The sequence below is a fragment of the Agromyces bracchium genome, from assembly GCF_009709675.1.
GTDB classification, from domain to species: Bacteria; Actinomycetota; Actinomycetes; order Actinomycetales; family Microbacteriaceae; genus Agromyces; species Agromyces bracchium.
The window spans coordinates 100,850-126,996 of record NZ_WMLB01000042.1 but is presented as its reverse complement, the minus strand read 5'-3'; the positions used below and the strand labels follow the sequence as shown (position 1 = coordinate 126,996).

Genomic DNA, 26,147 nt, shown 5'->3' with positions numbered 1-26,147 from the left:
GCGCGCGCGGCGCGCCGCCGCGGCATCCGTGCTCGCAGGGTGTCGGTGCCTTCCCAGCGTCGCGGCCTAGCGTGCGCTCATGCGTCCGATCCCAGACCCGGTCGGCCCCGGCCAGGAGTCCGTGTGGGACTACCCGCGCCCGCCGCGTGCCGAGCCCCTCGACGCGCGCGTCGTGATCGAGTTCGGCGGCGAGCGTGTCGTCGACACCCGTGATGTCGTGCGGGTCCTCGAGACGAGTCATCCGCCGGTCTACTACCTGCCGATCGACGCGTTCGCCTCGGGCGCGCTGGTGCCGACCGCGGGGGCATCGTTCTGCGAGTTCAAGGGCGCGGCGAGGTACTTCGACGTGGTCGGCGGCGGCCGGATGGCGCACCGCGCCGCGTGGAACTACCCGTCGCCCTCGCCCGGCTTCGAAGGACTTCGCGACCGCGTCGCCGTGTACGCCGGGCCGATGGACGCCTGCACCGTCGACGGCGAGCGCGTGCTCCCCCAGCCCGGCGGCTTCTACGGCGGCTGGATCACCTCGATCGTCGCGGGTCCCGTGAAGGGCGCGCCGGGCACCATGGGCTGGTGACGCCCGCGGCGTAGGCTCGTGCCCATGAGCCGCAGCAGACCGGTCACGATCACCATCACCGGCGCCGGGGGGCAGATCGGCTACGCGCTGCTGTTCCGCATCGCCTCGGGCGCACTGCTCGGCCCCGACACCGCCGTGCGCCTGAACCTCCTCGAGATCCCGCAGGGCCTGCGCGCGGCGGAGGGCGCGGCGCTCGAGCTGCAGGACTCCGCGTTCCCGCTCCTCGCGCACGTGGAGGTGACGGCCGACCCGGCCGTCGCGTTCGAGGGCGCGAACGCCGCCCTCCTCGTCGGCGCCAGGCCGCGCACGGCGGGCATGGAGCGCGGCGACTTGCTCGAGGCGAACGGCGGCATCTTCGGCCCGCAGGGACGGGCGATCAACGACCACGCGGCCGACGACGTCCGCGTCGTGGTCGTCGGCAACCCGGCGAACACGAACGCCCTCATCGCCGCGTCGCACGCCCCGGACGTACCGAACGAGCGCTTCACGGCGCTCACGCGCCTCGACCACAACCGCGCGCTCGGGCAGCTCGCCGCCGCCGTGTCCACCCCGGTCGGCGGCATCCGGGGGGTCACCATCTGGGGCAACCACTCGGCGACGCAGTTCCCGGACGTCGCGCACGCGACCGCCGACGGCGACCCCGTGCCCGCCCTGCTCGCGGCCCGCCTGGGCGGAACGGATGCCGCCCACGAGTGGCTCGCCGACCACTTCATCCCGCGCGTGGCCCGGCGCGGGGCCGAGATCATCGAGGTGCGAGGTTCGTCGTCGGTCGCGTCGGCGGCGTCCGCGACGATCGACCACATGCGCAACTGGATGCTCGGCACCGGCGAACGCGGGCGCACGAGCGCGGCGATCTGGTCGAACGGCGAGTACGGCGTCGCCGAGGGCGTGATCTCGTCGTTCCCGGTCGTGGCGGAGGGCGGCGCGTGGTCGGTGGTCGAGGGCCTCGGCGTCGACGCGTTCGCGCGCGAGCGGATCGACGCGTCCGTCGCGGAGCTCGTCGACGAGCGCGAGGCCGTGCGGGCGCTCGGCCTGATCTGACGGCGACGGATGCCGCGGCCCGCCGCGAGGCATCCGTCGCCCTCTGCTCGAGCGATCGCGGCCGTCGCGACGTCACCGCCTACGCTGGCAGCATGCCCGCACGCGAACCGCTCTCACCCGCACGTCGACGCCAGCTGATCGTCGGCCTCGTCGTCGGGCTCATCATCGGACTCGTCGTGAGCCTCTGGACCGGGTTCTGGCTGTGGCTCGCCGCGGGACTCGCGGTCGGACTCGCCGCCGGGGCCATCATGAAGCCGCCCGGGGACGACGAGGGCTCGCAGCGCTCCACGCGCCGCTGACGCCGCCGCACACGACGACGGGCCGGGCGCTGCGCGCCCGGCCCGTCCGCGTTCCACCCGCCTACCGCTTGTGCTTCTCGGTCTTCTCCGGCGTCGGGAGCGTGCCCGCCGCGCGCTGGGCCGCATAGTGCGCTCGCGCCTCGTCCTGACGCGCCTGCTCGGCGCCCGACGCGATCGAGGCCCGCAGGTGCTCGGGCGCGAAGCCGAAGGCGTCGACGAGGTCGAGCGCGTACGGGCGGAGGCGCTCGACGAGACGGTCGATGTACGCGGTCACGGCCTGCGCACGCTGCGGCGAGAGGCGGCCGTGGATGAGGTACCACGAGAGGTGCTTCTCGAGGAGGCCGAGGCCGAAGAGGTCGCGGAGCCAGGTGAGGACCTGCTTCGTACCCGCGTCCTCGGTGCGGGCGATGCCGCGCGTGAACGCCTCCCACTGGAGCAGCTCGCCGTGGGCGCGGGCCGCCTCGATGAGCTCGTTCTGGTTGCGGTTGAAGAGCGCCGCCTGCTCGGCCTTCGACAGCTTGCGGGCGTCGCGGAGGCGACCCGCGATCTCGCTGATCATGGCCTCGACCCGGTCGGTGAGGAGCTCCCGCTGCGTCTCCTCGTCGCGGAGCTCGTGGACCGAACGCGCCGTCGAGCCGAAGTCGGCGACGGTCTGCGCGAGGCGACGCAGGCCCGTCCCGTGGTAGGCGCGGTCGGCCGCCTGTGCGACGACGTAGCGCGCCATCGCACCGGCATCCGCCTTCGCGAACTGCTTCGAGAAGTCGGTGAGCAGGCGCTTGGCGACCAACTGGAGGAGGACGTTGTTGTCGCCCTCGAACGTGACGTAGATGTCGAGGTCCTGGCGGAGCCCGACCAGGCGGTTCTCGGCGAGGAAGCCGGCGCCGCCGCAGGCCTCGCGGGCCTCCTGCAGCGTCTCCAGCGCGTGCCAGGTCGACAGCGGCTTCAGCGCCGCCGCGATGGTCTCGAGGTCCTGGCGGTCGTCGTCGGTGTCGGCCTCGCCCGAGAACACGGCGTCGAACTTGACGAGGAACTCGTCGTGCGCGAAGACCTGCGCGTACGTCGTCGCGAGCTTCGGCAGCAGGCGGCGCTGGTGGCGCTGGTAGTCGAGCAGCACCTCCTCGTCGGTGTCGCTGCCGGCGTTGAACTGGCGGCGCTGCGTGCCGTAGGTGATCGCGATCGCGAGCCCCATCGCGCTCCCGAGCGTCGCCGCGCCGTCGAGAGAGACGCGCCCCTGCACGAGCGTGCCGAGCATGGTGAAGAACCGGCGACCGGGGCTCGAGATCGGGCTCGAGTAGGTGCCATCGGCGGCCACGGAACCGTAGCGGTCGAGCAGGTCCTCGCGCGGCACGCGGACGTCGGTGAAGTGGAGGCGCCCGTTGTCGATGCCGTTGAGGCCGCCCTTCAGGCCGTCGTCCTCACCACCGATGCCGGGGAGGAACGCGCCGGTCTCGTCACGCAGCGGCACGTAGAACGCGTGCACGCCGTGGTTGACGCCCTTGGTGATGAGCTGGGCGAACACGACCGCGGCGATGCCGTGCAGCGCCGCGTTGCCGAGGTAGTCCTTCCAGGCGCCGCGGAACGGCGTGTCCAGGACGAACTCCTCGTTCTCGGGGTCGTAGGTCGCGGTGGTGCCGATGGCGGCGACGTCGGAGCCGTGGCCGGTCTCGGTCATGGCGAAGGCACCGGGCACCTCGAGGCTCATGATGCCGGGAAGGTACTTCTCGTGGTGCTTCTCGGTGCCGAGGTGCAGCACCGCCGCACCGAAGAGCCCCCACTGCACGCCCGACTTGATCTGCAGGCTGGGGTCGGCGAGCACGAGCTCCTCGAAGGCGGCGATGTTGCCGCCGTGGTCGTCCTCGCCGCCGAGTCCCTTCGGGAACGCCTTGTGCACGGCACCCGACTCGACGAGCAGCTTCAGCTGGCCGAGGACGCGTTCGCGGTGCTCGGCCATGGACTGCCCGTCGATGCGCTGGTACTCGGGCTGCGCCGCACGCTTGCGCGCGGCGAGTCGGGCCTCGGGCCAGGTGCCGAGGAGCTGGCGCGCGAGCGCATCGACGTCGACGACGGGCGCAGCGCTCGCGTCGATCGGGGTGTTCGCGGGAGTGACCGCCGCCGCGCGCTCCGGGGTGCCGGGGCGCTCGGCCGTGGGCGCAGGAGTGGCGTCGGTTCGGGATGCCGTGTCGACCATCGTCGGTTCGTCCTTCGTACGCGGGATAGGGCTTCTCTCACGGTACGGCGGACGCCGGGGCGCACCGAGAACTGCGTTCGTCGCCTACAAACGCCGGATCGCGGCATCCGAGCCCGGTTGGGGAACCCTACAAACCGACCGTCGTTCGCTCTTGGAACATCGACAAGGTTCCGCCCGGATCACGGCTCCGAGGGCTGATCGGGCGCCAGCCCGCGGAAGAAGCGGGTCGATTCGCCCGACCACAGCAGGAGGAGGATCGCGACCGCGATGAGGGCGCTCACGATCTCGTTGACGGCACTCGTCGGATTGAGGATCGCAGCACTCACCGAGGCGATGATGGAGAACACCTCGATGACCGTGATCGCGATGCGCGCCACGGAGTTGCCGCGCATGAGCCCGAACGCGACGATGGCGGCGATCGCGCCGAGGACGAGCGAGACCGAGCCCATGATCGCCCACGTCGAGCGCGTCGCGGCGTCGTCGCCCCCGATCGTCGCGAGCGTCAGCAGGAAGAAGCCCGCCACCAGGTCGAGCGCGGCGTTCACCCAGACGAGCGCGCCGACGACCGTCACCGCCGCAGGTCGGCGGACCCCCTCGATGCCCTGTCCACTCATGCGTCCTCCTCGTTTCGTCGTTCGGTCGTCACGGTCGTCGTCACGGTCGTCGTCACGGTCCTCGTCAGCGCGTGAAGAAGGCGCTCGCCTTCGGCGTCCAGAGCAGGATCACGACCACGGCGGAGATCGCCAGGCCGATCCACTCGCCGACGGGGATGCCGAGGTACGCGACCGCGAGGAACAGCGACCCGATGATCGAGATGACCTGGAGCACCGTCACGATCAGGCGAGCGGGTTGGCTGCCGCGCAGCAGGCCGCCCGCGAGCACCGCGGTGATCAGGCCGACGATGATCGACGCGATCGCGGCCGTGATGAGCTGCCCGGTCCCTCCGAAGCCGTCGACGACCTCGGGCACCGCGAGGAGGAAGAAGAGGACCACGCCGGAGATCATGTCGATCGCCCCGGCGATGAACGCCAGGACCCCGATGATCGTGATCGTGACCGGCCGGCTTCCCTGTGCTGTGGACATGCGCTCCCCCGAATCCGCGCCGCCGCCGTGACGGCTCCTGGCCCTGATGCTAGCGACGGCGGCGCTGCGAGCGCGAGGGTCGCGCCGCACGTGTCGTGAACGGGGCGGATGCCGCGGCTCGCGCTCTCCCGGTGCGACGGCGCTCGCGCGACCGCCCGCCCGAGGCGGATCGACGGCGCGCGGCTCAGCCTGCGTGCTCGGCCACGACCCGCACGAGGGCCTCGCCGTAGGCGTCGAGCTTCTTCGCGCCGATGCCCGTGATGCCGTCGAGGTCGGCGATGCCGGTGGGTCGGCGCACCGCGACCGCGCGGAGGGTGGCGTCGCCGAAGACGATGTAGGCGGGAACCCCCTGCTCACGGGCCTCGGAGGCGCGCCAGGCGCGCAGCGCCTCGAACAGCTCCGCATCGCGCGGCTCGAGCTCGGCCGCGGCCGGGGCCGCTGCCCGGCCCGAGCGCGAGGCACGCACCGCACGCTCGGGTTCGGTGCGGAACGAGACCTGTCGCGCGCCCGAGAGGACGGCGGCCGAGGCATCCGTCAGCGTCAGCACGCCGTACTCGCCGACCGTCTGCAGGAGGCCCTGCGCGAGCAGCTGGCGCACGACCCCCCGCCACTGCGCCTCGGAGAGGTCGTCGCCGATTCCCCACGTCGCGAGCGAGTCGTGGCCGTACTGCTCGACGCGTGCCGTGCGCTTGCCACGCAGGATGTCGACGAGGTGCCCGGCGCCGTACCGTTGCCCTCGTTCGCGCTGGAGGCGGACGATCGTGGACATGAGCTTCTGCGCGGCGACCGTGCCATCCCACGAGGCCGGAGGCTCGAGGCAGGTGTCGCAGTTGCCGCACGGCGCGCTCTGCTCGCCGAAGTACGCGAGGAGGTTCTGGCGACGGCACTGCACGGTCTCGCAGAGCGCGAGCATCGCGTCGAGGTGCGACGCGAGCCGGCGTCGGTGCGCGAGGTCGCCGGGGCTCTCGTCGATCATCCGGCGCTGCTGCACGACGTCCTGCAGTCCGTACGCGAGCCAGGTCGTCGACGGCAGGCCGTCGCGTCCCGCGCGGCCGGTCTCCTGGTAGTAGCCCTCGACCGACTTCGGCAGGTCGACGTGGGCGACGAACCGGACGTCGGGCTTGTCGATGCCCATGCCGAAGGCGATCGTGGCGACGACGACCACGCCGTCTTCGCGGAGGAAGCGCTCCTGCGTCCGGCGGCGCGTCTCGGCGTCGAGCCCGGCGTGGTACGGCATCGCATCGACGCCGTTCGCGGCGAGGAACGCGGCGAACTTCTCGGTGCTCGCGCGCGAGAGCGCGTAGACGATGCCGGCCACCGGGTGACCGTCGGCGTCGCGACCCTCGGTGCGGACGAAGTCGAGCAGCTGCCGTCGCACGTCGAGCTTCGGCGCGATGCGGTACTGGATGTTCGGCCGGTCGAAGCTCGAGACGAAATGACGTGCCTCGCCGAGCGAGAGCCGCGTCGTGATCTCGCGATGGGTCGCCTCGGTCGCGGTGGCGGTGAGCGCGATGCGCGGCACGTCGGGCCAGCGCTCGGCGAGCTCGGCGAGGGCCAGGTAGTCGGGGCGGAAGTCGTGCCCCCACTGCGCGACGCAGTGCGCCTCGTCGATCGCGAAGAGCGCGATCGTGCCGCGCTCGAGGAAGCGCTTCGTCTGCTCCGACCCGAGCCGCTCGGGCGCGACGTACAGCAGGTCGAGCTCGCCCGCGAGGTAGGCGCGCTCGACCGTGGCCCGTTCTGCGGGCGACTGGGACGAGTTGAGGTAGCCCGCACGCACGCCGTTGCGCACGAGCGCGTCGACCTGGTCGTGCATGAGCGCGAGGAGCGGCGAGACGACGACGCCGGTGCCCTCGCGCAGCAACGCCGGCACCTGGTAGCAGAGGCTCTTGCCGCCGCCCGTGGGCATGAGCACCACTGCGTCGCCGCCGGCCGCGACGTGCTCGATGATCGCGGCCTGCTCACCGCGGAACCCGTCGTAGCCGTAGACCGTGCGGAGGGCCTCGAGCGCCGTGCCGAAACGTGCCGGCGCGGCGGCCACGGCTCCGGCCGGCGGCATCCGCTCACCGTCGCCGGGACGACCGACCGCATCGACGGGAGGCGGGGGCGCCCACTCGTCGTCGGGCGGCGCGAGCTCGTCCGGGTCCCACGGGACCTCGTCGGCCCACGGGGGCGCGCCGGCGGGTTCGGGGTGCTCGCTCCAGGTCACCCGTCGACCCTACCCGGCGGTACGGACAGCCTCGGCGGCCATCGCACTCCGGGCCGCGCACGACTCACGGGGAGGACGGGTCGGGCGTGCGAGTCTCCTGTGAACCGTCGGCGCCGCCGCAGTCGCCACCTAGGCTCGCGTCCATGACCCGCATCGAGCAGGCGCGCATCCTCGTGGTCGGGGCCACCGGGGTGCTCGGAACGCTGATCGCCGAGCGCCTCGCCGAGCGGGGAGCTCGACTCGTGCTCCACGGCCGCGACGCGTCGCGGCTCGACGGGCGGGCGGGCGACGCGACGGTCGCGATCGACCTCACCGACGTAGACGCTCCCGAGGCGATTGTCGAGCGCGCCGTCGCGGCGCTCGGGGGACTCGACGCGATCGTCGTCGCCGCGGGGGTCGTCGGGTTCGACGGCGTGGCCGAGACGTCCGGGCAGGATCTCGAGACCATGTTCACCGTGAACGCCCTCGCCCCGATGCGCATCATCTCGGTGGCCCTGCCGAGCCTGCTGCAGTCGGCGGCCGAGGGGAACGAGCCGATGGTGCTCACGATCTCGGGCATCGTCTCGGAGCTCCCCACCGCCGGTCTCGCGAGCTACTCGGCCTCGAAGGCCGCGCTCGCGGCGTACGTCGCGGCCGCCGGCCGCGAACTCCGGCGCAGCGGCATCCGCCTGGTCGACGCCCGCCCCGGCCACACCGAGACCGGGCTCGCGGAGCGCCCGCTCTTCGGAACCCCGCCCCGCTTCCCGCGGGGGCACGACCCCGCAGCGGTCGCCGACCGGCTCGTGCGCGCGATCGAGGAGGGCGCGACCGCGCTGCCGCCCGACGCGTTCGCGGGCGCCTGAAACGGCGCCGACGCGCGTCGAACGGCAGCGCAGGCGTCAGCCGCGGGGCTCCGGCCCGTCGGAGGGGTCCGGCGCTTCGTCGGGGTCAGGCCCGTGCGAGGCCTCCGGCCCGTCGTCGGGATCAGGTCCGTCGGCAGGGTCCGTCGAGCCGCCCTGCGGCGAGTCACCGTCGGCCACGGCACCGCGCGACGTGCGGCGGACGAACAGGAACGCGACCGCGGCGGCGACGGCGACCGCCAGCACGCCGACTCCGATCCACACGAGGTCCTGAGCGACGCCGTTCGCGGAGGCATCGGCGTCTCCCCCCTCGTCGGAGTCGTCGGCCGCGGCCGTGGCGTCGGCGCACGGCGACTCGTCGGCTCCCTCGGCGATGGGCTCACCCTCGGCGGGTTCCCAATCGAAGTCGAAGTCGCCCGAGATCGGATGTCCGTCGGCCGAGACGACCCGCCAGACGACGGTGTACTCGCCCGGTTCGCCGAGTTCGGCCGCGACGCTCGCGACCGGCCCGTCGACGGTGGCGCACTGCGTGGCGTAGTGCCGGCCGTCGGGGCCGACGACGTCCATGGCCGCGGCGCCCTCCGCATCGAGCAGCGCGTCGTTGGTCTCGAGCCAGACGGTGCCCGGCTGCTCGGTGACCGCTTCCTCGCCGTCGGGCGAGATCGCGACCACCGTGTTGTGGGCGAACGCGGGCACGGCGGGCCCGGCCACCGCGGCCAGGGCGGCGAACGCCGCCCCGGCCACGGCGAGCTGGATGCTCCGGCGCGACATGAGCGTCAGGCCTTCTTCCCACGGCGCGCGAGGATCGCGACGGTGAGGCCGGCCGCCCCCACGGCGAGGCCGGCGATGCCGAGCACCCGGCCGACGACGTCCACAGAGCCCTGCGTGGCCGCGGTCTCCTCGGCCTCGTGCGCGTCGGCGTGCTCGTCCGACGCCTCCTCGGCGTCGGCGTCGCCGTGGCCGTGCGCGTCGTCCGTCGCCCCGGCGACCTCGATCGCCGGGGCGGGCATCTCGGGCTCCGCGCCGTCGGCGGCCGACTCACTCCAGTCGTTCTCCCCCTCGGCGCACGACTGCAGCACGGGGAACTCGAGGCGCTCGCCCGCGGCGTCCTCGGGCAGCAGGACCTGGACCTGGAAGGTCTCGCGGTAGCCGTCGGGCTGCGGCGTCGCGGCCGTGTACACGACCTGGCCGACGCGCTCGGCGACGACGTCGCCGTGCGCACCCTCGACCGGCTCGTCGAGCTCGACCATGACCTTCTCGACCTCCCAGCCGGGCTTCAGGGTCGGGGTCACCGACAGGATCGACTCGGGGATCTCGACGGTGTACGACGTGGTCGGCGAGCCGTCGCAGCCGTGCCCGGAGGCGAATTCGAGCACGGCGTACGAGCCGGCCGCGGTCGAACTCGGGGTCACGGAAACGTGGGCCTGCGCAGCGACGGGCGCGGCGAGGGCGAGCAGGGTGCCGGCGCCGAGGGCGGTTGCGGCGGCAGCGGTGGTGCGGGTGATGGATCGCATCGGTGTCTTCTTCTCCAACGGGGTGCGCGGACGCGCTGCCGTGATCGTCGGCAGTGGTTCGGCGCGTCGGCGCGAACGGATTCGGGGTCGTGACCGCTCAGGCGGCCGCGAGCGCGGTGGGTGGACCCCGATGCCGGAGTGAGGAGAGGACGAGGATGCCGAGACGGGGCGGGCCGTCGCGGCGGGAGACCGGCGGCCGAGCGTCGCCCCGCGCGGGCCGCGGCGCCCCGGCGACGGCGGCGACGAGCAGGCGGATGCCGCGCGCGAGCGCGCCGCCCACGGCGGCGACGGCGGCCGCCGACCGGCCGAGCACTGCGAGGAACGCGACGGTGAGCGCGGCGGCCGCCACGTGCGCCACGGGCATGGCCGCGTGGCCGTGGTCGACGGCGACGAACGCGTCGAGCGGGATGGTGGCGCCCGCGTGCAGTGCGTGCGAGTCCACGGTTGCCACGGCGCCGCCGGCTCCGGCCGTGCCGACCGAGTAGAGCAGGTGCAGGGCGGCCTGGGCGACGAGTGCGGCGACGGAGGCGCGCAGCAGCGGCATCCGCCCGCCGATGAGGAGCATCGCGACCGGGACCGAGAAGGCGAACGACAGGGCGAGCGCGACCGGGCCGGGCGGCGTGCCGCCGCCCACGGTGTGCGCGAGGGATGCGGCGAACACCGCGAACGCGGCGATGGCCGCGCCGCGCGCCGCGCGTGCACCCCGGGAAGTCACGCGAACAGCCTAACCGGCCCGGGGACGCCGGAACGGCCCCGGGCGATGCCCGGGGCCGTTCCCTGGTCGAGGCGACTCAGCTCACAGCGGGAGCGTGAACGAGCTCGACGTGCCGGTCGGCGTCGTGATGACGAAGCGCGAGTCCGCGGTCGCTGCCGCGGGGATCGCGAACGTCACCGACGCGCGGCCGATCTCGTCGAAGGTCGCCGGGTCCGGGAAGGACGGGTCGACCGCGACCGTCGTGATGTCGCCGCCCTCGAACGAGACCGTGACGGTGCCCGCCTTCGGCTCGGTCGTGCTGAAGTCGAGCGACGAGAGGGCGACCGTGGCCTGACCGCCCGCGACGCTCACGACGTCGACGCCGACCGCGCGCTGGGCGTAGTCGGGCGACACGGTGTCGAACGTCTCGAAGTAGTCGACCATGGCCTCGAGGTCGATCTTGCCGCTGTCGGCCTTGTTCACGCCGTCGCGGAAGGTGACGAAGTTGTCGCCGCCCGAGGCGAGGAACGAGTTGACGCCGACCGAGTACGTCGCCGCCGGGTTGAGCGCCATGCCGTCGAGGAAGATCTCGGTGATGTGGGAGCCCTGTGCGGCGGTCGGGTCGTACGTGTACGCGAGCCCCTCGTTGACGCCGAGCTTGAGGAACGGACGTGACGCGCCGGCAGGCTGCCACTGCTCCTCGAGGACGCCCTTGATCTGCGCACCGGTGAGGTCGAGCGTGACGAGCGTGTTCGCGAAGGACTGCACGTTCGCGGCCTCGCGGTAGGTCGTCTCGCCGGCGTTGATGTCGGCGCGGAGCCCGCCCGGGTTCATGAACGTGATGTCCACCTCGCGCGTCCCATCGGCTTCGAGGGCCCACAGCTGCACATCCGCCACGAGGTTGCCGAGCGTCGACTCGCCGCCGCGGTTCTCGACCAGCGCGGGCGCGCCGTTGACGATGCCCGGACGCTGCGCCCGGTTGAACGCCGCCGACGCGTCGCCGATCACCACGTTGCCGAGCTCGTTCGCGATCGCGGTGGCCTCGCTGACGATCGGCACGATCTCGGGGTCGGGCTCGTACAGCCATGCCGTCACGTTGTTGTTCGCGTCGAACGCGGTCGCCATCGTGTAGAGCGTGTTCTCCATCTTGGTGATGGACTTCGTCGCGCGGTCGTAGCTGATCTCCATGTTGCTGAACCGCTCGCCGTACTGGCCGCTCGAGATGACGGGGCGACCGTCGATCACGTGGTTGTACGGCAGGTGCGTGTGGCCCGAGACGATCGCGTCGATGTTGTCGTTCGCGTTCAGGACGATGTCGCCGAACCGACTGTTCGGGTCGGTCGCCGACTCGACGCTCGTCGTGGCGGCGCCCTCGTGCACGAGCATGATGACGATGTCGGCCTCGCCGTTGCCCTTCTTGCCGTCGCTGAGCTCGTCGGCGACGCGGTTCGCCGCGTCGACGGGGCTGCCGACCGTGATGTCCTCGATGCCCGACGGGCTCACGAGCGACGGGAGTTCGTCGGTGACCGCGCCGACGAAGCCGATGGTGACGCCCTGGAACTTCGCGAGCCAGTACTCGGGAAGCGCGACCTCGCCGGTGGCCTTGTCGTAGATGTTCGCGCCGAGGTACTCGAAGTCGGCGAGCGGCATCACGCGGTCGGTGAGGTCGGAGAAGCCCTTGTCGAACTCGTGGTTGCCCACGGAGCTGACGTCGAGGCCCGCGGCGTTGAGGGCCTCGATCGTGGGCACGTCGTCCTGGATGAAGGAGGTGAACGTCGATGCGCCGATCATGTCTCCGGCTGCGGCGAACACGGTGTTCGAGTTCTGGGCCCGGAAGTGGTCGACCGCGCTCGCGAGCCGGGCGATGCCCGCGGCGGTGCCCGACTGCTCGATGCGACCGTGGAAGTCGTTCACCGTGAAGAGGTTGATGTCGACCGAGCGGGCCTCCTGGCCCTTCGGGGACGGCGCGGCCTGGGCGGACAGCGCACCGCCGAGGGCGAGCGCGAGCACGGTGGCGCCGGCGAGCGCGCCGGCTGCCGCGCGCCGACGAGTGCGCGTGGCGGACGTGGCGCGGGACCGAGCCGCACCGGGGGAACGTTGCTGCATTGCGTGATCTCCTCTGCAAGGGACGGATGCGGGAGACCGGCCGTTGCGCTCCCCCGGCGTCGCACGTGACCGCCCCGGGTTCGGGCAGGCACTGATCCGACCCTATGGCGGGCCCTGCGCCGAGGGAAGGGACTTGACCCACTCGTCATGCGGCGTTCAACGAATCGGCCGATTTTGCTCGGATGAGCAACGGCTCATGCTCAGATGAGCAACGGTGGGCGGTCCCACCTAGGCTTGACGACGATGCTCACTGCGGTCCTCTCGCTCTCCGGCGCGATCGTCTACGGCGCGGCGGACTTCCTCGGCGGCCTCGCCGCACGTCGCCTGGGCGCGCTGCTCGCCACGGCCATCGCCTCCGTCGCGGGCCTCGTCACGATGCTCGCCGCACTGCCCGTGCTCGGCGGCACCTGGACCTCCGCCGACGTCGGCTGGGGCGCGCTCTCGGGCGTGATCGGCGCGGTGGCGATCGCCCTGCTCTACGCGTGCCTCGCGATCGGCCCGATGAGCATCCTCTCCCCGCTCACCGCACTGATGTCGGCGATCACGCCGATGCTGTGGGGCACGCTCGTGGGCGCCGAGCGCTTCGGACCGCTCGGCGTCTGGGGCATCGGCGTCGCGCTCGTCGCGGTCGTCCTCGTCGGCTTCGTGCCCGAGCGCGGCGCGGTGCGGCCGAGTGCGCGCGGCCTGCTGCTCGCCATCGGTTCCGGCCTCGCGATCGGCGCGTACTACATCGCGATCTCCCACACGACGGATGCCTCGGGCGTGGTGCCGCTCGTCGCCAACCGCGTCGTCGCGGCGACGGTCCTGTTCGCCGCGTTCGGTGCGCTGACCGTGTTCGCCGCGCTGCGCGCCCGATCCGCCGTGCTTGCGGTCGGGATCGCCCGATCGGGTGCGTCCGATGGCTCGAGCTCGGCCGCCGATCGCGCCGCGGCGACGGATGCCTCGGGGCCCGCGGGGTCCGGCGCGACGCGCGTCGGCGCGCTGCGGACGGCCCTCGCACTCGCGCTCGCGTGCGGCGTGGTCGACGCCACGGCGAACGTGCTCCTGCTCCTCGGCATCCGCGCCGGCGACCTCGCCGTGGCGGCGGTTCTCGGCGCGATGTACCCGGCGGGCACGATCCTTCTCGCCGCGATCGTGCTGCGCGAGCGCATCGCGCCCGTGCAGTGGGCCGGGCTCGCCCTCGCGCTCGCCGCCGCCGGTCTGCTCGCGCTGGCATGACGACGAGCGAGCGCCCGGCGCCGCACTGATCGGCGGCTCGCCGCACTCGGACGGCGACGCGCGCCCCACGGGGACGCGCCTCCCGGTGAGCCGGAGCCCGCCCGCGTCAGATCCGCACGACCTCGCTGATCCGCACGATGGCGGTGCCCTCCTCGGCCGACGCCTCGAGGTCGACCTCACCGCGGATCCGCCAGTCGTGGTGGCCCGCGGGGTCATCGATCACCTGCTCGACGCGCCAGGTGCCGCTCGCGGCATCCGTCTCATCGATCGTCACGAGCCGCGGCGAGCGCGCGGGCCCGCCCGTGAGGAGGTCGTCGTGCTCGTCGTAGTAGCGGTCGAGCACGTCGGGCCAGCCGACGTCGGGGTCGAGCTCGGCGAGCTCCTCGTCGCGCTCGAGCGCCGCCAGCTGCACCCGGCGGAAGAGCTCGTTGCGCACGAGCACCGTGAACGCGCGGCGGTTCGTGACGACCGACGGGGGCGCGGGCGGCACGACCGGCGCTTCGTCCTCGGGGAGGTGCGCGCTCGGGTCGACGAGCTCGGCCCACTCGTCGACGAGGCTCGAGTCGACCTGGCGCACGAGCTCGCCGAGCCACTCGATGAGGTCGAGGAGCTCCTCGTCCTTGTGCTCGTCGGGCACCGTCTGGCGGATGGCGCGGAACGCGTCGGACAGGTAGCGGAGCACGAGGCCCTCGCTGCGCTGCAGCTGGTAGTACGACACGTACTCGCCGAACGACATGCTTCGCTCGAACATGTCGCGCACGACCGACTTCGGGCTGAGCTCGAAGTCGCGCACCCACGGCTGGCTCGACGCGAAGGTCTCGAACGCGTGCGCGAGCAGCTCGTCGAGCGGCTTCGGCCAGGTGACCTCCTCGAGCAGCGCCATCCGCTCGTCGTACTCGATGCCGTCGGCCTTCATGGCCGCGACCGCCTCGCCGCGCGCCTTGTACTGCTGCTGGGAGAGGATGGGGCGGGGGTCGTCGAGCGTCGATTCGATGATCGACACGACGTCGAGGGAGTAGTGGCCGGTGCCCTGCTCGCTGGTCTTCGGGTCGAGCAGCTCGATCGCGGCGAGCGCGAACGGCGACAGCGGCTGGTTCAGCGCGAAGTTCGGCTGCAGGTCGACCATGAGCCTGAGCTCGACGCCGAGCCCGGCGCCGCCGCCCTCACTCAGGTGCGCGGTTTCGCGACCGGTGCGCGGCGATGCGGCCGCGCGCTCGTCGCGGATCCGCGCAGTCGTCGAGGTGGAGGAGCCGGAACCGCTCGCGGCGGGGAGGATCTCGACGACGTCCGCGTCGCGGAGCGTGCGGAGGATCCCGAGCGCGCGCCGTGCGAGCTCGTACTGCCGGGTCCGCGACTCGTGGTTGTCGAAGACGAGCGAGCGGATGCCGACGACGACGTCGCCGCCGCGACCGACGACGTTGATCAGCATCGCGGCCGTCAGCGTCAACTGCGGCACAAGGGGCTCGGGCTCGGCGTCGACGAGGCGCTCGAACGACCCCTCGCCCCACGTCACGAACCCGGCCTGCGGCTTCTTGCGGACGATCTTCTTGAGCTTCTTCGGGTCGTCGCCCGCCTTGCGGATCGCGGTCTCGTTCTCGATCTCGTGGTCGGGCGCGAGCACGACGACGGTGCCGGCGGTGTCGTAGCCGGCACGGCCCGCCCGCCCCGCGATCTGGTGGAATTCGCGCGCGGAGAGCTGCCGCATCCGCTGCCCGTCGTACTTCGACAACGCGGTGATGAGCACCGACCGGATGGGCACGTTGATGCCGACTCCGAGCGTGTCGGTGCCGCAGATGACGCGCAGCAGGCCGCGCTGCGCGAGCGTCTCGACGAGGCGCCGGTAGCGCGGCAGCATGCCCGCGTGGTGCACGCCGATGCCCGCGCGCACGAGCCGCGAGAGGATCTTGCCGAAGCCGGTCGTGAAGCGGAACCCGCCGATCGCCTCGGCGATCTCGTCGCGCTGCTCGCGCGTGACGACGCGGATCGAGGAGAGCGCCTGGGCGCGCTCCATGGCGGCGGCCTGCGAGAAGTGCACGATGTAGACGGGCGCCTGCTTCGTCTCGAGGAGCTCCTCGACGGTCTCCTGCACGGGCGTCTTCGCGTACGAGAAGTGCAGCGGAACAGGGCGCTCGACGCCGGTCACGCGCGCGGTCTCGCGAGCCGTGCGGCGGGCCAGGTCGTCGGCGATCGCGGTCACGTCGCCGAGCGTGGCCGACATCAGCACGAACTGCGCGTGCGGCAGCGTGATCAGCGGCACCTGCCACGCCCACCCGCGATCGGGGTCGCCGTAGTAGTGGAACTCGTCCATGACGACCTGGTCGACCGCGGCATCCGCCCCTTGGCGCAGCGCGAGGTTCGCGAGGATCTCGGCCGTGCAGCAGATGATCGGCGCGTCGGAGTTGACCGAGCTGTCGCCCGTGACCATGCCGACGTTCGACGCGCCGAAGATCTCGACGAGCTGGAAGAACTTCTCGCTCACGAGCGCCTTGATCGGCGCGGTGTAGTAGGTGCGGCCCCACGGCCGGCCCGCGTCGCGGTCGGCGGCGGTGCGGGCGACGGATGCCGCGTGCGCCGCGACCGCGACGAGCGACTTGCCCGTGCCCGTGGGCGTCGACAGGATCACGTTCGCGCCCGATACGAGCTCGATGACCGCCTCGTCCTGTGCGGGGTAGAGCGCGAAGCCGCGGCCGTCGGCCCAGTCGACGAACGCGTCGTACATGGCGTCGGGGTCGTACGGGCGCGGGGCGGCCTCGAGCAGGGTGGGGGTCATCCGTTCGAGTCTGCCGCATGGGGCGCGTCGGCGCCCGCTCGGCGTGCTCGTCGGGACGAGCTGTCACGCAGTGATTCGAGAAGTCGCCAGATGCAGGGTCGGACCGTGCATGAGTGACTTCTCGGTGCGGGGAGGCCCCGGACGTGTCGGCCGTCCCCCGACGCCGTGCGGGCGGCGCCTCCCCCAAGGCGCCGGCCGCACGGCCGGATCGGGGGGAGCCGGCCTGCGCGGCCCCTTCGGGTGGGGTTCCAGCGCGGCCGGCTCTCCGGTCGGCCCCGCGGTGACAGTTCCCCCTGCGTGTCCGCGGTGCGCGACCGGGATCAACGCTACGGACGGCGTGCGAGGCGGGCATCAGGGGTAGCCCTGAAGCTGCCGGTCCGGCCTGCGTCAGGACGGCGGCGGGGCCGTGGAGCCGCGCACGACGAGCTCGGTGCCGAGCAGCTGCTCCCCCGCGGCATCCGTCTCGTCGCCCTCGATTCGTCGCAGGAGCCGCTGCACCGACAGCTGGCCCGCGAGCACGAGCGGGGCGCGCACCGTGGTCAGCGCCGGCGAGATGAGCTCGCTGCCGAAGATGTCGTCGAAGCCGGCGACGCTCAGCGCATCGGGCACGACGACGCCGTTGCGTGCGGCCTCCTGCATGAAGCCGATCGCCATGAGGTCGTTGAACGCGAGGACCGCCGTCGCTCGCGACGCGAGCGCGCGACGGTAGGCGGCGACGCCGCCCTCGATCGTCGGCGGGTTCGGCCCGATCTCGACGAGGCCCAGCTCGAGGCGCTCGGCCTCGTCGAGGAGCGCCTCCCACCGCCGTTCGCTCACCCACGAGGTCGTGGGGCCGGAGAGGTACGCGAGCGACGTGTGGCCGAGACCGGCGAGATGGCCGACGAGTTCACGCACGCCCGTCGCGACATCCGGCAGCACGCTCGGCACGCCGTCGACGGCGCGGTTGATCAGGACGACCGGGGTGCGGCCGGCGATGTCGGTGATCCGCTCCGACGCGAGGCGCGTGGTCGCGAGGACGATGCCGTCGACCCCCGGCATGAGTCGGTCGACCACGGTCCCCTCGGCCTCACCCGACTCCTGCGACTCGGCCACGACGAGGGTGCATCCCGCGGCGCTCGCCGCCTGCTCGGCGCCTCGGACGATGCCGAAGATGACGGGGTTCGTGATGTCGGCGACGACGAGCGCGAGCGTGTTCGTGCGACCCGTCGGGAGCGCGCGCGCCATCGGGTTCATCCGGAAGTGCAACTGCTCGGCAGCGGCCCGGACGCGCGCCTCGGTCGCCGCGCTCACCCGACCGGGCTTGCCGAGCGCACGCGACACGGTCGACGGGTTCACCCCGGCGAGTTCGGCGACGTCGTAGATCGTCGCGGCGCCCCCCGGGCGCCGGCGCGCCCCGTTCGCCTGTGCCGAATCGCTCACATCTCCTCCGTCCGGGTCCCCGCGATCGTATCGACCCGGCTCACGCGCCCAGTCGCGCCACGGCCGCATCGACGATCTCGGGGACCGGCGCCGCGGCGTCGAGGGCGAAGCCGGGTTCGTCGGAGCCGAGCCCCTCGAGCGTCGCGAGCTGCGAGGCGAGCAGCGCCGGCGGCATGAAGTGTCCGACCCGCGCGCCCGCCCGATCGGCCAGTGCCGACTCGGTGAGGTCGAGGTGCACGAACCGCGTCGCGGGCGCCGTGGCGAGGATGCGCTCGCGGTAGGCGCGTCGGAGGGCCGAGCAGGCGATCACGACCCCACCGGCATCCGTCGCAGCCCCCTCGGCGAGCGCCGCGCCCACGACGTCGAGCCAGGGCCAGCGGTCGTCGTCGACGAGCGGCACGCCTGAGCGCATCTTCGCGACGTTCTCCTGCGGGTGCAGGTCGTCGCCGTCGATGAACGGCACCCCGAGGCGGTCGGCGAGTGCATGCCCGATCGTCGACTTCCCCGAGGCGGACACGCCCATCACGACCACCGGACCCACTGCAGCACTCACCATGTCACCAATCGTGCACCGTTCCGTCGAGGAGCCGGTTGTACGGCAGGTACGCCTGCTCGTACGGGTACTTCCCGGCCTCGTCGACGTTCAGTTCGACCCCCAGACCGGGCTTCTCCCCCGGGTGGAGGTAGCCGTCGGTCCAGGTGAAGGACTGCTCGAACACCTGGTCGGTCTTCGCGCCGTGCTGCATGTACTCCTGGATGCCGAAGTTGTGGATCGACAGGCCGAGGTGCATCGCGGCGGCCATGCCGACCGGCGAGATGTCCGTCGGGCCGTGCATGCCCGACTTCACCTGGTACATCGCCGCGTAGTCGAGCGTCTTCTTCAACGGCGAGATGCCGCCCATGTGCGTGACCGCACCGCGCACGTAGTCGATCTGCTGGTCGCGGATCAGGTCCTTGAAATCCCAGATCGTGTTGAAGATCTCGCCGATGGCGAGGGGCGTCGTCGTGTGCTGGCGCACCAGGCGCAGCGCCTCCTGGTTCTCCGCCGGCGTGCAGTCCTCGAGCCAGAACAGGTCGTACGGCTCGAGCGACTTGCCGAGCTTCGCCGCCTGGATCGGCGTCATCCGGTGGTGGCCGTCGTGCAGAAGCGGGAGGTCCGGGCCGAACTCGTTCCGCACCGCCTCGAACACGCCGGGCAAGTGGTTCAGGTACGCGCGGGTGTCCCAGTCCTCCTCGACCGGCTTCGCCCCGCGTCGCGCGGGCTCGTGGTCGTACCGCGCGGCGCCGCCGCCGGTGTCGGCCGACTGCGAGGCGATGCCGTAGATCGCCTTCAGCGTCGGCACGCCCGTCTGCACGCGGATGGCACGGTAGCCCTGCTCCTGGTGCGCCCTGATGGAGTCGAACAGTTCGGGCAGCTCCTTGCCGGAGGCGTGCCCGTACGCCATGAGCCCGTTGCGCGACGCGCCGCCCAGCAGCTGGTAGACCGGCATCCCGGCGGCCTTGCCCTTGATGTCCCAGAGCGCCATGTCGACGGCCGCGATCGAGGCCATCGTGACCGGACCGCGACGCCAGTAGGCGCTCCGGTAGAGGAACTGCCAGGTGTCCTCGATCCGGCTCGCGTCGCTGCCGACCAGCAACGGCACGACGTGCTCCTGCAGGTACGCCACGACCGCGAGCTCGCGGCCGTTCAGCGTCGCATCGCCGAGGCCGGTCAGGCCGTCGGCCGTCGTGAGCTTCAGCGTGACGAAGTTGCGGTCGGGGCTGGTGACGATGACCTCAGCCTTGTCGATGATCATGGGGTGCTACCTCCCGGGATGGCGGGGCGGGCGCGCGTCCCGGCGCGCCCGCCCCGCGGGCTTACTTGCGGAACCAGCGCCGCGGGCGCGGGTCGGTGGGGATCTCGTCGTTCGAGAACGCTGCGGTCGACAGCGAGACCGACTCCTCCACGTCCTCGCTCGTCACCGCGACGCCGGTCTCGGCGCTGCGACGCGCCGCGATCTCGGCGACCAGCTCAGCGTGGACGCGGTCGGTGAGCGGATAGGCGAGCATGATGAGCCCGGAGGCCAGCACGAAGACCGCCGGCACGAGAGCCGCACCGATGCGGATGCCCCACTCGGCGGACGTGCCGACGACCTCGGTACCGGCCACATACCCGCCGATGCCGATCGCGTACGCGGCGACCGCGCCGCCGACCGCCTGGCCGGCCTTGCGGGTGAACGAGAAGACCGCGTACGTGATGCCCTCGGCCCGGACACCCGTCTTCCACTCGCCGTACTCGACGGTGTCGGCCTCGATCGCCCAGACGAGCATTGCGACGAACATCACGCCTGGCATCATGACCAGCGTTCCGCCGAGTGCGACCCACTGGTCCGGTGCGAGGAACGTGACGGTGGCCCCCACGGCGGCGATGACGGTGCCTCCGATGTACGCGTTCCGCTTGCCGAAGCGACGGACGATCATCGGCACGAAGGGCGCCATGGCGAAGATCAGGAGCAGCTGGGCACCCGAGGTGACGGGCACCAGGTAGAGGGCGTCGAACACGTCGCGCATGAGGTAGATCTGCGCCGTCCCCGAGGAGATCATGCCCGAGAGCATGAGCAGCGAGCTGATGCACAGCAGCAGGAGCGGCTTGTTGCCCTTGAGCGTCGCCATGGACTGCCGGAAGGACACCCTCGGCACGGACCGGAAGACCCGCTCCTTCGTCGTGAAGAAGGTGAACAGGTAGAGCGCCATGCCGACGAAGACGAAGGCGATCGTGATCGTCGTGAAGATGCGCTGCAGGTCGTTCTCAGGCGTCAGCAGGGGCGAGACGAAGATCCCGAGGAGCGCGCCCGTGATCGCGGCGCCGAGCGTGCGCGCGGTCGCGAGCTTGGCGCGCTCGGCCGGCACCTGGGTCATGGCCGCGGCGAGCGAGCCGTAGGGGATGTTCACGAGCGTGTACGCGATGCCGAGCAGCGCGTAGGTGACGTAGGCGTAGAGCAGCATGCCGGTCTCGCCGATCTGCGGCACATGGAACGTGGCCACCGAGATGAGCAGGAGCGGCAGTGAGCCGAACAGGATGTAGGGGCGGAACTTGCCGAACCGCTTCGTGTACGTCTTGTCGACCAAGCGGCCGGCGATGACGTCGGTGAATGCATCGAAGATGCGCAGGACGAGGAACAGCGTGCCGACGGCCGCAGCCGAGATCCCGGCGACGTCCGTGTAGTAGATGAGCAGGAACATCGAGGCGAACGTGAACGTGAGGTTGTTCGCCATGTCTCCGGTGGCGTACCCGAAGTAGCCGAGCTTGGGCAGCTTGCCCAGTCTCGTGCCGGGCGCGGGGGTGGACGTCTCGTCCGGTGCTGAGGTGGTGGTCATCTCTCGGCTCCTTTGCCGGTGATCTGCGGTGGACAGGGTAGGTGAGGGATGGTGCGAGTCGCCCGGGATCGGGCGAGGCGGGCGCGCCGGCCGGCGCCGGCGCGCCCGACGGCTCAGGCTCGGCCGTCGCGGATGGCGGTCCAGCGCGTGCGCAGCGAGTGCGCGACGGCCTTCGGACGGCGGTCGCGGGTGAAGACGCCCTTCTTGTTGCCGTCGACCCGGAAGATGCCGACGGAGGTCTGGAAGTCGGCGAAGTTCCAGACCTGCTCGCCGACCATCGAGTCGACGCGGTCGAACACGCGGTGGTACATGTCGAGCAGGTTCGCCTGGAACTCCTCCGTCCACGGCTGGTCCCACACCGAGTGCAGGCCGGGCAGCGTGTCGGCGCCGTACTCGGTCATGATCATGGGCTTGCCATACATCTGCTCCCAGCCGCGGAGCTCGGCCTCGAGGTGCACCTCGGCCGTCGCGAGGTCGCCGGTGTCGACGTACCAGCCGTAGTAGCGGTTGATGCAGATGACGTCGGCGAACTTCGAGACGCGGCAGACGTTCGGCGGCGCCATCATCACGTTGACGAAGGTGACCGGGCGGGTCGGGTCGAGCTCGCGCGCGTACGCGAACAGCGGCTCGAAGTAGTCGTCGGTGCCCTCGGCCATGGTGTCGGGCTCGTTCGCGATCGACCACATCACGACCGAGGGGTGGTTCTTGTCGCGCGCGATGAGCTCGCGGATCTCCCTGCGGTGCGCCTCGGCCATCTTCGGCCCGAAGCCCTCCTCGCCGCTCGCGCCGCCGAAGGCGGACATGAGGTCGGCGATGCCGCCTGAGATGCGGCTGTTCAGGCCGACCGCAGCCGTCTCGTCGATCACGACGATGCCGTGACGGTCGGCGTAGTCCATGACCTCCTCGGCGTACGGGTAGTGGGAGGTGCGGAACGAGTTCGCGCCGATCCAGTCGATGAGTTCGAAGTCGTGCACCAGGAAGGCGTCGTCGTGGCCCTTGCCCTTGACCGCGATGTCCTCGTGCTTGCCGAAGCCGGTGAAGTAGAACGGCTCGCCGTTGATGAGGAACCGGTTCTCCCTCACCTCGACGGTGCGGACGCCGACGTGCAGCGCGTACTCGTCGACCACGGCGTCGCCCTCGACGAGCTCGACCGCGAGGTCGTAGAGGTAGGCCGCGCCGGGCTGCCAGAGGCGGACGTCGGGCACCTCGAGCGTGCCCTCGGCGCCGACGGCGGTCGCGACGACCGCGCCCTGCTCGTCGCGGAGCGTCGTGCGCACCGCTGCCTCGCCGCTGGTCTCGACGGCGTAGCCGACGAGGCCCGTCGAACCCTCGACGTCGGTCACGACCGTGACATCCGTCACCCGCGTCGCGGGCGCGCTGTACAGCTGGACCGACCGGTGGAGGCCTGCGTAGTTGTAGAAGTCGTGCATGTAGCCCTGCTGCTTCCGGCCACCGGGCAGTTCCTTCACCAGGCCGGGCGGGATCGTGTCGGGGGTCAGCACGTTGTTCACGCCGACAGTGAGGCGGAATTCGGCGCCCGCCGTGACGTGGTCGGTGATGTCGGCCTCGAACGGCAGGTAGCCGCCCTCGTGCCGGACGACCTCGACGTCGTCGACATAGACGACGCCCTCGTGCGTGGCGGCGTCGAAGCGCACGAAGACGCGCTCCCCGGCCCAGCCGCGCGGCACGCGCGCGGTGCGCTGGTACCAGACCCAGCCGACGTGGTCGCGGATCGCGCTGTCGGTGAAGAGGTCGTTGTAGCTCGCGGGCACGGGCGCCTCGAGCTTCGTCGCGAGCGGGCCCGCCCACGGCTCGCCGAGGTCGCCGGAGTCGACGGCGAACTTCCAGAGGCCGTTGAGCGAGACGAGCTCGCGGGTCGCGGTTGCCTTGGGCTTCAACATCTGAGGGGTCCTGCTTTCTGCGCGTCAGTGCGCGGTCGGGGGTTCAGGCGAGCGGCGCGGACTGCGCAGGCTCGAGGTCGGTTGCCGATGCGTTCGCGCCGGCGGCGCGGACGAGGTCGAGGAACGATACGGATGCCGCGAGGCGATCCGAGACGAGCGCGACGAGCGCGGCCACGGGGTCGACGGATGCCGCGGCGCGCGCGACCTCGTCGCCGCGCGCGTCGGGGGCCTCCGGGCGACCGGCCCGCGCGAGCACCCAGTCGATCCAGGCCGCGACGGCGCGGGCGCTCGCGGTCGGGACGCGGCCGGCGAGGAGCGTGCGCTCCGCGACCGCGGCGAACCGGAACTGGACCTTGACCGTCGACTCCGCCGCGATCTGGGCGAGGCGGTGCTCGATGCGAGGGTTCGCGAAGCGCTCGAGCAGCCGCGCCCGGTACTCCTCGTGCTCGACGCCGGCGGGCAGGACCGCGACGGCCTCGGACCAGAAGTCCTCGACGAGCGCGCGGCACGAGGCATCCGCCGTCGCATCGGCGACGGTCTCGAGCCCGCGCACGAGGCCGGCGAACGTGAGCAGGCTGTGCGCGCCGTTCAACAGCCAGAGCTTGCGGTGCTCCCACGGCTCGATGTCGTCGACGACGCGGGCTCCGGCATGCTCCCACGTCGGGCGCCCTGCCGGGAAGTCGCCCTCGAGCACCCAGTCGGCGAAGGGCTCGGTGACGACGGGGGCGAGGTCGGCCCAGCCCGCGGCCTCGAGCTCGGCCGGGTCGACCGTGACATGAGGCGTGATCCGGTCGACCGAGGTGCTGACGAACGAGGCCTGACCGCGGATCCAGGCGGCCAGCGCGGCGTCGACCCGGTCGGCGAGCGCCTCGGTGCCCGTACGGAGGAACGCGCCGTTGCCCGGGATGTTGTCGCACGACACGACGGCGATCGGGCCGGCGTCGGCGCGACGGCGGGCGTCGAGTGCGAGGAGGAGGCGGCCGATCGCGGTCTGCGGGGCACGAGCCGCGGCATCCGCCCGACGCAGCTCGACGAGGTCGGCGGCGAGCGCCACGTCGTCGGGGTCGGGCGTTCCGTCGGGGCGGAGCCGGTAGCCGCTCTCGGTGACGGTCAGCGTGATGACCGCGACGCGCGGGTCGGCGGCGAGTTCGACGAGCCGGGCGAGGTCGGAGCCCGAACGGGCCTCGGCGATGCTCGACACGACCTCGAGCCGGTCGCCGTCGGCGTCGCGCTCGACGAGCGTGTAGAGGCCGTCCTGTTCGGCGAGCGCCTCGGCCACCGCCGCGCTGCGGCCGGTGAACGCGGCGATCCCCCACTGCTCGGCATCGGCGGCGTGCGCCGTGTACCAGGCCTGGTGGGCGCGGAAGAAGTGGCCGATGCCGAGGTGGATGACTCGAACGGGCGGGGCGGCGGCGCCACCGCGGTTCAGCCGCGGAGTTGCGGCGCTCACAGCTTGAACACCTCCCGCGGGATCGCGTCGACGAGGTCGGCGGCGATCCGGTGCGCCGTCGGCAGGCTCACGCGGCCCTCGGCGACGAGTCGCGCGAGGAACGCCGCGTCGAGCCGGCGACTGGCGTCGTGACGAGCGGGGATCGAGAGGAAGGCGCGCGTGTCGTCGATGAAGCCGCTCGTGCGGTAGAAGCCGGCGGTCTCGGTGACGGCACTGCGGTAGCGCAGGATCGCGTCGGGCGCGTCGAGGAACCACCAAGGCGCACCGACGTACACGCTCGGATAGAAGCCGGCGAGAGGGGCCAGTTCGCGCGAGTACAGCGTCTCGTCGATCGCGAAGAGCACGAGGTGGAAGCCGGGCTCCATGCCGAACCGCTCGAGCAGCGGCCGGATGCTCTCGGTGTACTCGGTGCGAACGGGGATGTCGTGACCGCGGTCGGGCCCGTAGGCGCGGAACGTCTCGGTGTGGTGGTTGCGACGGACGCCGGGGTGGACGGTCATGACGAGGCCGTCGTCGACGCTCATGCGCGCCATCTGGAACAGCATGTGGCCGCGGAACCGGCGCGCGCCGGCGGAGTCGAGCCGGCCGGCCACGGCGTCGGCGAACAGCCGCTCCGCCTCGGCCGCGTCGAGGTCGAACGCGACCGGCTCGAGCACGCCGTGGTCGGCCGAGACGGCACCGTGCTCGACGAAGTGTGCCCGGCGACCGGCGAGGGCCGCGAGATACCCGACGAAGTCGGTCGAGCGCCCCGACTCGGCGAGCAGTCGTTCGATGCGGCCGGCGAACCCGTCGGCCTCGGGGTCGAGGTAGGCGTCCGGGCGGAAGGTCGGCAGGACTCGACCGGGGAAGCCGGGGTCGGCGGCCAGCGTGCGGTGGGCGGCGAGGTCGTCGAGCGGGTCGTCGGTCGTCGCGAGCACGTCGATCCGGAACCGTCGGAACAGCTCGCGCGGCGTGAAGGCGGGCTCGGCGAGCGTCACCGCGATGCGGTCGTAGGTGCGGTCGGCGTTGGCCGGCGCGAGCTCCTCGTCGATGCCGAACAGCTCGGCGAGCTCGTGGCGGATCCAGTACGCCGACGCGGTGCCCGCGAAGCGGTGCCAGTGCTCGGCGAGTCGTCGCCAGACGGCGCGCGCATCGGCCGGTCGACTCGGGTCGAGGCCCAGTTCGTCGAACTGGCAACCGGATGCCACGAGCAGCCGCGTCACGTAGTGGTCGTGCGTGATGAGCAGGTCGGTCGGGTCGGCGAAGGGGCGATCCGTCGCCAGCAGCGTCGGATCGACGTGCCCGTGCGGCGAGATGATCGGCGCCTCGGCGACGCCGGCGTACAGCTCGCGGGCGAGCTCCCGGGTGCGCGGCTCGGCCGGGAACAGTCGGTCCTGGTCGAGTGATGTCGTCGTCGGCATGACACCATGATGCGGGATTGGCAACCGGTTGTCAAGCGCCGACGGAATCCTGCAACGGGCGAGCCGCGCGCATCGACCACGTCGACTG

Annotated in this window: 21 protein-coding genes; 5 read left to right on the top strand and 16 right to left on the bottom strand. The window is 72.1% G+C overall.

Annotated elements, in window-relative coordinates; translation table 11 throughout:
• Positions 1-79: 79 nt before the first annotated feature.
• From GJ743_RS17600 to GJ743_RS17590, 3 genes are all read left to right on the top strand, one after another.
• Positions 80-574 (top strand): DUF427 domain-containing protein, encoded by a 495-nt coding sequence (locus GJ743_RS17600; RefSeq protein WP_155053197.1) that lies wholly within the window; start codon positions 80-82, stop codon positions 572-574.
• Positions 575-598: 24 nt separating this feature from the next.
• Positions 599-1,615 (top strand): malate dehydrogenase, encoded by a 1,017-nt coding sequence (locus GJ743_RS17595; RefSeq protein WP_155053196.1) that lies wholly within the window; start codon positions 599-601, stop codon positions 1,613-1,615.
• A 92-nt stretch (positions 1,616-1,707) separates the two neighbouring features.
• Positions 1,708-1,914: an HPP family protein gene (locus GJ743_RS17590; RefSeq protein WP_155053195.1), complete on the top strand. Its 207-nt coding sequence runs from the start codon at positions 1,708-1,710 to the stop codon at positions 1,912-1,914.
• Between the two features lie 61 nt (positions 1,915-1,975).
• On the opposite strand, the gene GJ743_RS17585 is transcribed toward GJ743_RS17590, so the two are convergent.
• The 4 genes from GJ743_RS17585 to recQ all read right to left on the bottom strand — a co-directional run bounded on the left by GJ743_RS17585 (position 1,976) and on the right by recQ (position 7,241).
• Complete coding sequence (locus GJ743_RS17585; protein ID WP_155053194.1) at positions 1,976-4,102, bottom strand: acyl-CoA dehydrogenase family protein; 2,127 nt, start codon at positions 4,100-4,102, stop codon at positions 1,976-1,978.
• Between the two features lie 179 nt (positions 4,103-4,281).
• Complete coding sequence (locus GJ743_RS17580) at positions 4,282-4,716, bottom strand: hypothetical protein (RefSeq protein WP_155053193.1); 435 nt, start codon at positions 4,714-4,716, stop codon at positions 4,282-4,284.
• A gap of 64 nt (positions 4,717-4,780) precedes the next feature.
• On the bottom strand, positions 4,781-5,185 hold the full coding sequence (locus tag GJ743_RS17575; RefSeq protein ID WP_155053192.1) for a hypothetical protein: 405 nt from the start codon (positions 5,183-5,185) through the stop codon (positions 4,781-4,783).
• Between the two features lie 184 nt (positions 5,186-5,369).
• Positions 5,370-7,241: a DNA helicase RecQ gene (gene recQ / locus GJ743_RS17570; protein ID WP_155053247.1), complete on the bottom strand. Its 1,872-nt coding sequence runs from the start codon at positions 7,239-7,241 to the stop codon at positions 5,370-5,372.
• Between the two features lie 293 nt (positions 7,242-7,534).
• Here recQ and GJ743_RS17565 point away from each other — a divergent pair, with 293 nt between their 5' ends.
• A complete protein-coding gene (locus GJ743_RS17565; protein ID WP_155053191.1) occupies positions 7,535-8,233 on the top strand; it encodes an SDR family NAD(P)-dependent oxidoreductase in 699 nt (232 codons plus the stop codon).
• Between the two features lie 36 nt (positions 8,234-8,269).
• Here the strand turns inward: GJ743_RS17565 and GJ743_RS17560 are convergent, their stop codons facing one another.
• The 4 genes from GJ743_RS17560 to GJ743_RS17545 all read right to left on the bottom strand — a co-directional run bounded on the left by GJ743_RS17560 (position 8,270) and on the right by GJ743_RS17545 (position 12,544).
• On the bottom strand, positions 8,270-9,001 hold the full coding sequence (locus GJ743_RS17560) for a copper resistance CopC family protein (RefSeq protein WP_155053190.1): 732 nt from the start codon (positions 8,999-9,001) through the stop codon (positions 8,270-8,272).
• A gap of 5 nt (positions 9,002-9,006) precedes the next feature.
• The gene (locus tag GJ743_RS17555) at positions 9,007-9,744 is read right to left on the bottom strand and encodes a YcnI family protein (protein WP_155053189.1); all 738 of its coding nucleotides are present in this window, start codon (positions 9,742-9,744) and stop codon (positions 9,007-9,009) included.
• Positions 9,745-9,841: 97 nt separating this feature from the next.
• Positions 9,842-10,459: a hypothetical protein gene (locus GJ743_RS17550; RefSeq protein ID WP_155053188.1), complete on the bottom strand. Its 618-nt coding sequence runs from the start codon at positions 10,457-10,459 to the stop codon at positions 9,842-9,844.
• A gap of 81 nt (positions 10,460-10,540) precedes the next feature.
• Positions 10,541-12,544, bottom strand: a complete 2,004-nt coding sequence (locus GJ743_RS17545; protein WP_155053187.1) for a bifunctional metallophosphatase/5'-nucleotidase — start codon at positions 12,542-12,544, stop codon at positions 10,541-10,543.
• Between the two features lie 243 nt (positions 12,545-12,787).
• Between GJ743_RS17545 and GJ743_RS17540 the strand changes: the two genes are divergently transcribed.
• Positions 12,788-13,762, top strand: coding sequence for an EamA family transporter (locus GJ743_RS17540; protein ID WP_155053186.1), 975 nt, complete (start codon positions 12,788-12,790; stop codon positions 13,760-13,762).
• Between the two features lie 106 nt (positions 13,763-13,868).
• On the opposite strand, the gene GJ743_RS17535 is transcribed toward GJ743_RS17540, so the two are convergent.
• The 8 genes from GJ743_RS17535 to uxaC all read right to left on the bottom strand — a co-directional run bounded on the left by GJ743_RS17535 (position 13,869) and on the right by uxaC (position 26,059).
• On the bottom strand, positions 13,869-16,532 hold the full coding sequence (locus GJ743_RS17535) for a DEAD/DEAH box helicase (protein WP_155053185.1): 2,664 nt from the start codon (positions 16,530-16,532) through the stop codon (positions 13,869-13,871).
• Positions 16,533-16,919: 387 nt separating this feature from the next.
• The gene (locus GJ743_RS17530; RefSeq protein WP_328289318.1) at positions 16,920-17,951 is read right to left on the bottom strand and encodes a LacI family DNA-binding transcriptional regulator; all 1,032 of its coding nucleotides are present in this window, start codon (positions 17,949-17,951) and stop codon (positions 16,920-16,922) included.
• 40 nt (positions 17,952-17,991) lie between these two features.
• Entirely contained in the window at positions 17,992-18,507 is a 516-nt protein-coding gene (locus GJ743_RS17525) for a gluconokinase (RefSeq protein ID WP_155053183.1), read from the bottom strand.
• 1 nt (position 18,508) lies between these two features.
• Entirely contained in the window at positions 18,509-19,747 is a 1,239-nt protein-coding gene (gene manD, locus GJ743_RS17520) for a D-mannonate dehydratase ManD (RefSeq protein WP_155053182.1), read from the bottom strand.
• 61 nt (positions 19,748-19,808) lie between these two features.
• The gene (gene uidB / locus GJ743_RS17515; RefSeq protein ID WP_230386889.1) at positions 19,809-21,308 is read right to left on the bottom strand and encodes a glucuronide transporter; all 1,500 of its coding nucleotides are present in this window, start codon (positions 21,306-21,308) and stop codon (positions 19,809-19,811) included.
• Between the two features lie 113 nt (positions 21,309-21,421).
• Entirely contained in the window at positions 21,422-23,209 is a 1,788-nt protein-coding gene (uidA, locus tag GJ743_RS17510; RefSeq protein ID WP_155053181.1) for a beta-glucuronidase, read from the bottom strand.
• A 43-nt stretch (positions 23,210-23,252) separates the two neighbouring features.
• Entirely contained in the window at positions 23,253-24,659 is a 1,407-nt protein-coding gene (locus GJ743_RS17505) for a mannitol dehydrogenase family protein (RefSeq protein ID WP_328289317.1), read from the bottom strand.
• On the bottom strand, positions 24,656-26,059 hold the full coding sequence (gene uxaC, locus GJ743_RS17500) for a glucuronate isomerase (RefSeq protein WP_155053180.1): 1,404 nt from the start codon (positions 26,057-26,059) through the stop codon (positions 24,656-24,658). Before uxaC ends, GJ743_RS17505 begins: the two co-directional genes overlap by 4 nt.
• Between the last annotated feature and the right edge of the window lie 88 nt (positions 26,060-26,147).

Coding starts and splice junctions, on each gene's coding strand:
- GJ743_RS17600 (WP_155053197.1), top strand. CDS start 80: ATGCGTCCGATCCCAGACCCGGTCGGCCCCGGCCAGGAGTCCGTGTGG.
- GJ743_RS17595 (WP_155053196.1), top strand. CDS start 599: ATGAGCCGCAGCAGACCGGTCACGATCACCATCACCGGCGCCGGGGGG.
- GJ743_RS17590 (WP_155053195.1), top strand. CDS start 1,708: ATGCCCGCACGCGAACCGCTCTCACCCGCACGTCGACGCCAGCTGATC.
- GJ743_RS17585 (WP_155053194.1), bottom strand. CDS start 4,102: ATGGTCGACACGGCATCCCGAACCGACGCCACTCCTGCGCCCACGGCC.
- GJ743_RS17580 (WP_155053193.1), bottom strand. CDS start 4,716: ATGAGTGGACAGGGCATCGAGGGGGTCCGCCGACCTGCGGCGGTGACG.
- GJ743_RS17575 (WP_155053192.1), bottom strand. CDS start 5,185: ATGTCCACAGCACAGGGAAGCCGGCCGGTCACGATCACGATCATCGGG.
- recQ (WP_155053247.1), bottom strand. CDS start 7,241: ATGCCGCCGGCCGGAGCCGTGGCCGCCGCGCCGGCACGTTTCGGCACG.
- GJ743_RS17565 (WP_155053191.1), top strand. CDS start 7,535: ATGACCCGCATCGAGCAGGCGCGCATCCTCGTGGTCGGGGCCACCGGG.
- GJ743_RS17560 (WP_155053190.1), bottom strand. CDS start 9,001: ATGTCGCGCCGGAGCATCCAGCTCGCCGTGGCCGGGGCGGCGTTCGCC.
- GJ743_RS17555 (WP_155053189.1), bottom strand. CDS start 9,744: ATGCGATCCATCACCCGCACCACCGCTGCCGCCGCAACCGCCCTCGGC.
- GJ743_RS17545 (WP_155053187.1), bottom strand. CDS start 12,544: ATGCAGCAACGTTCCCCCGGTGCGGCTCGGTCCCGCGCCACGTCCGCC.
- GJ743_RS17540 (WP_155053186.1), top strand. CDS start 12,788: ATGCTCACTGCGGTCCTCTCGCTCTCCGGCGCGATCGTCTACGGCGCG.
- GJ743_RS17535 (WP_155053185.1), bottom strand. CDS start 16,532: ATGACCCCCACCCTGCTCGAGGCCGCCCCGCGCCCGTACGACCCCGAC.
- GJ743_RS17525 (WP_155053183.1), bottom strand. CDS start 18,507: ATGGTGAGTGCTGCAGTGGGTCCGGTGGTCGTGATGGGCGTGTCCGCC.
- manD (WP_155053182.1), bottom strand. CDS start 19,747: ATGATCATCGACAAGGCTGAGGTCATCGTCACCAGCCCCGACCGCAAC.
- uidB (WP_230386889.1), bottom strand. CDS start 21,308: ATGACCACCACCTCAGCACCGGACGAGACGTCCACCCCCGCGCCCGGC.
- uidA (WP_155053181.1), bottom strand. CDS start 23,209: ATGTTGAAGCCCAAGGCAACCGCGACCCGCGAGCTCGTCTCGCTCAAC.
- uxaC (WP_155053180.1), bottom strand. CDS start 26,059: ATGCCGACGACGACATCACTCGACCAGGACCGACTGTTCCCGGCCGAG.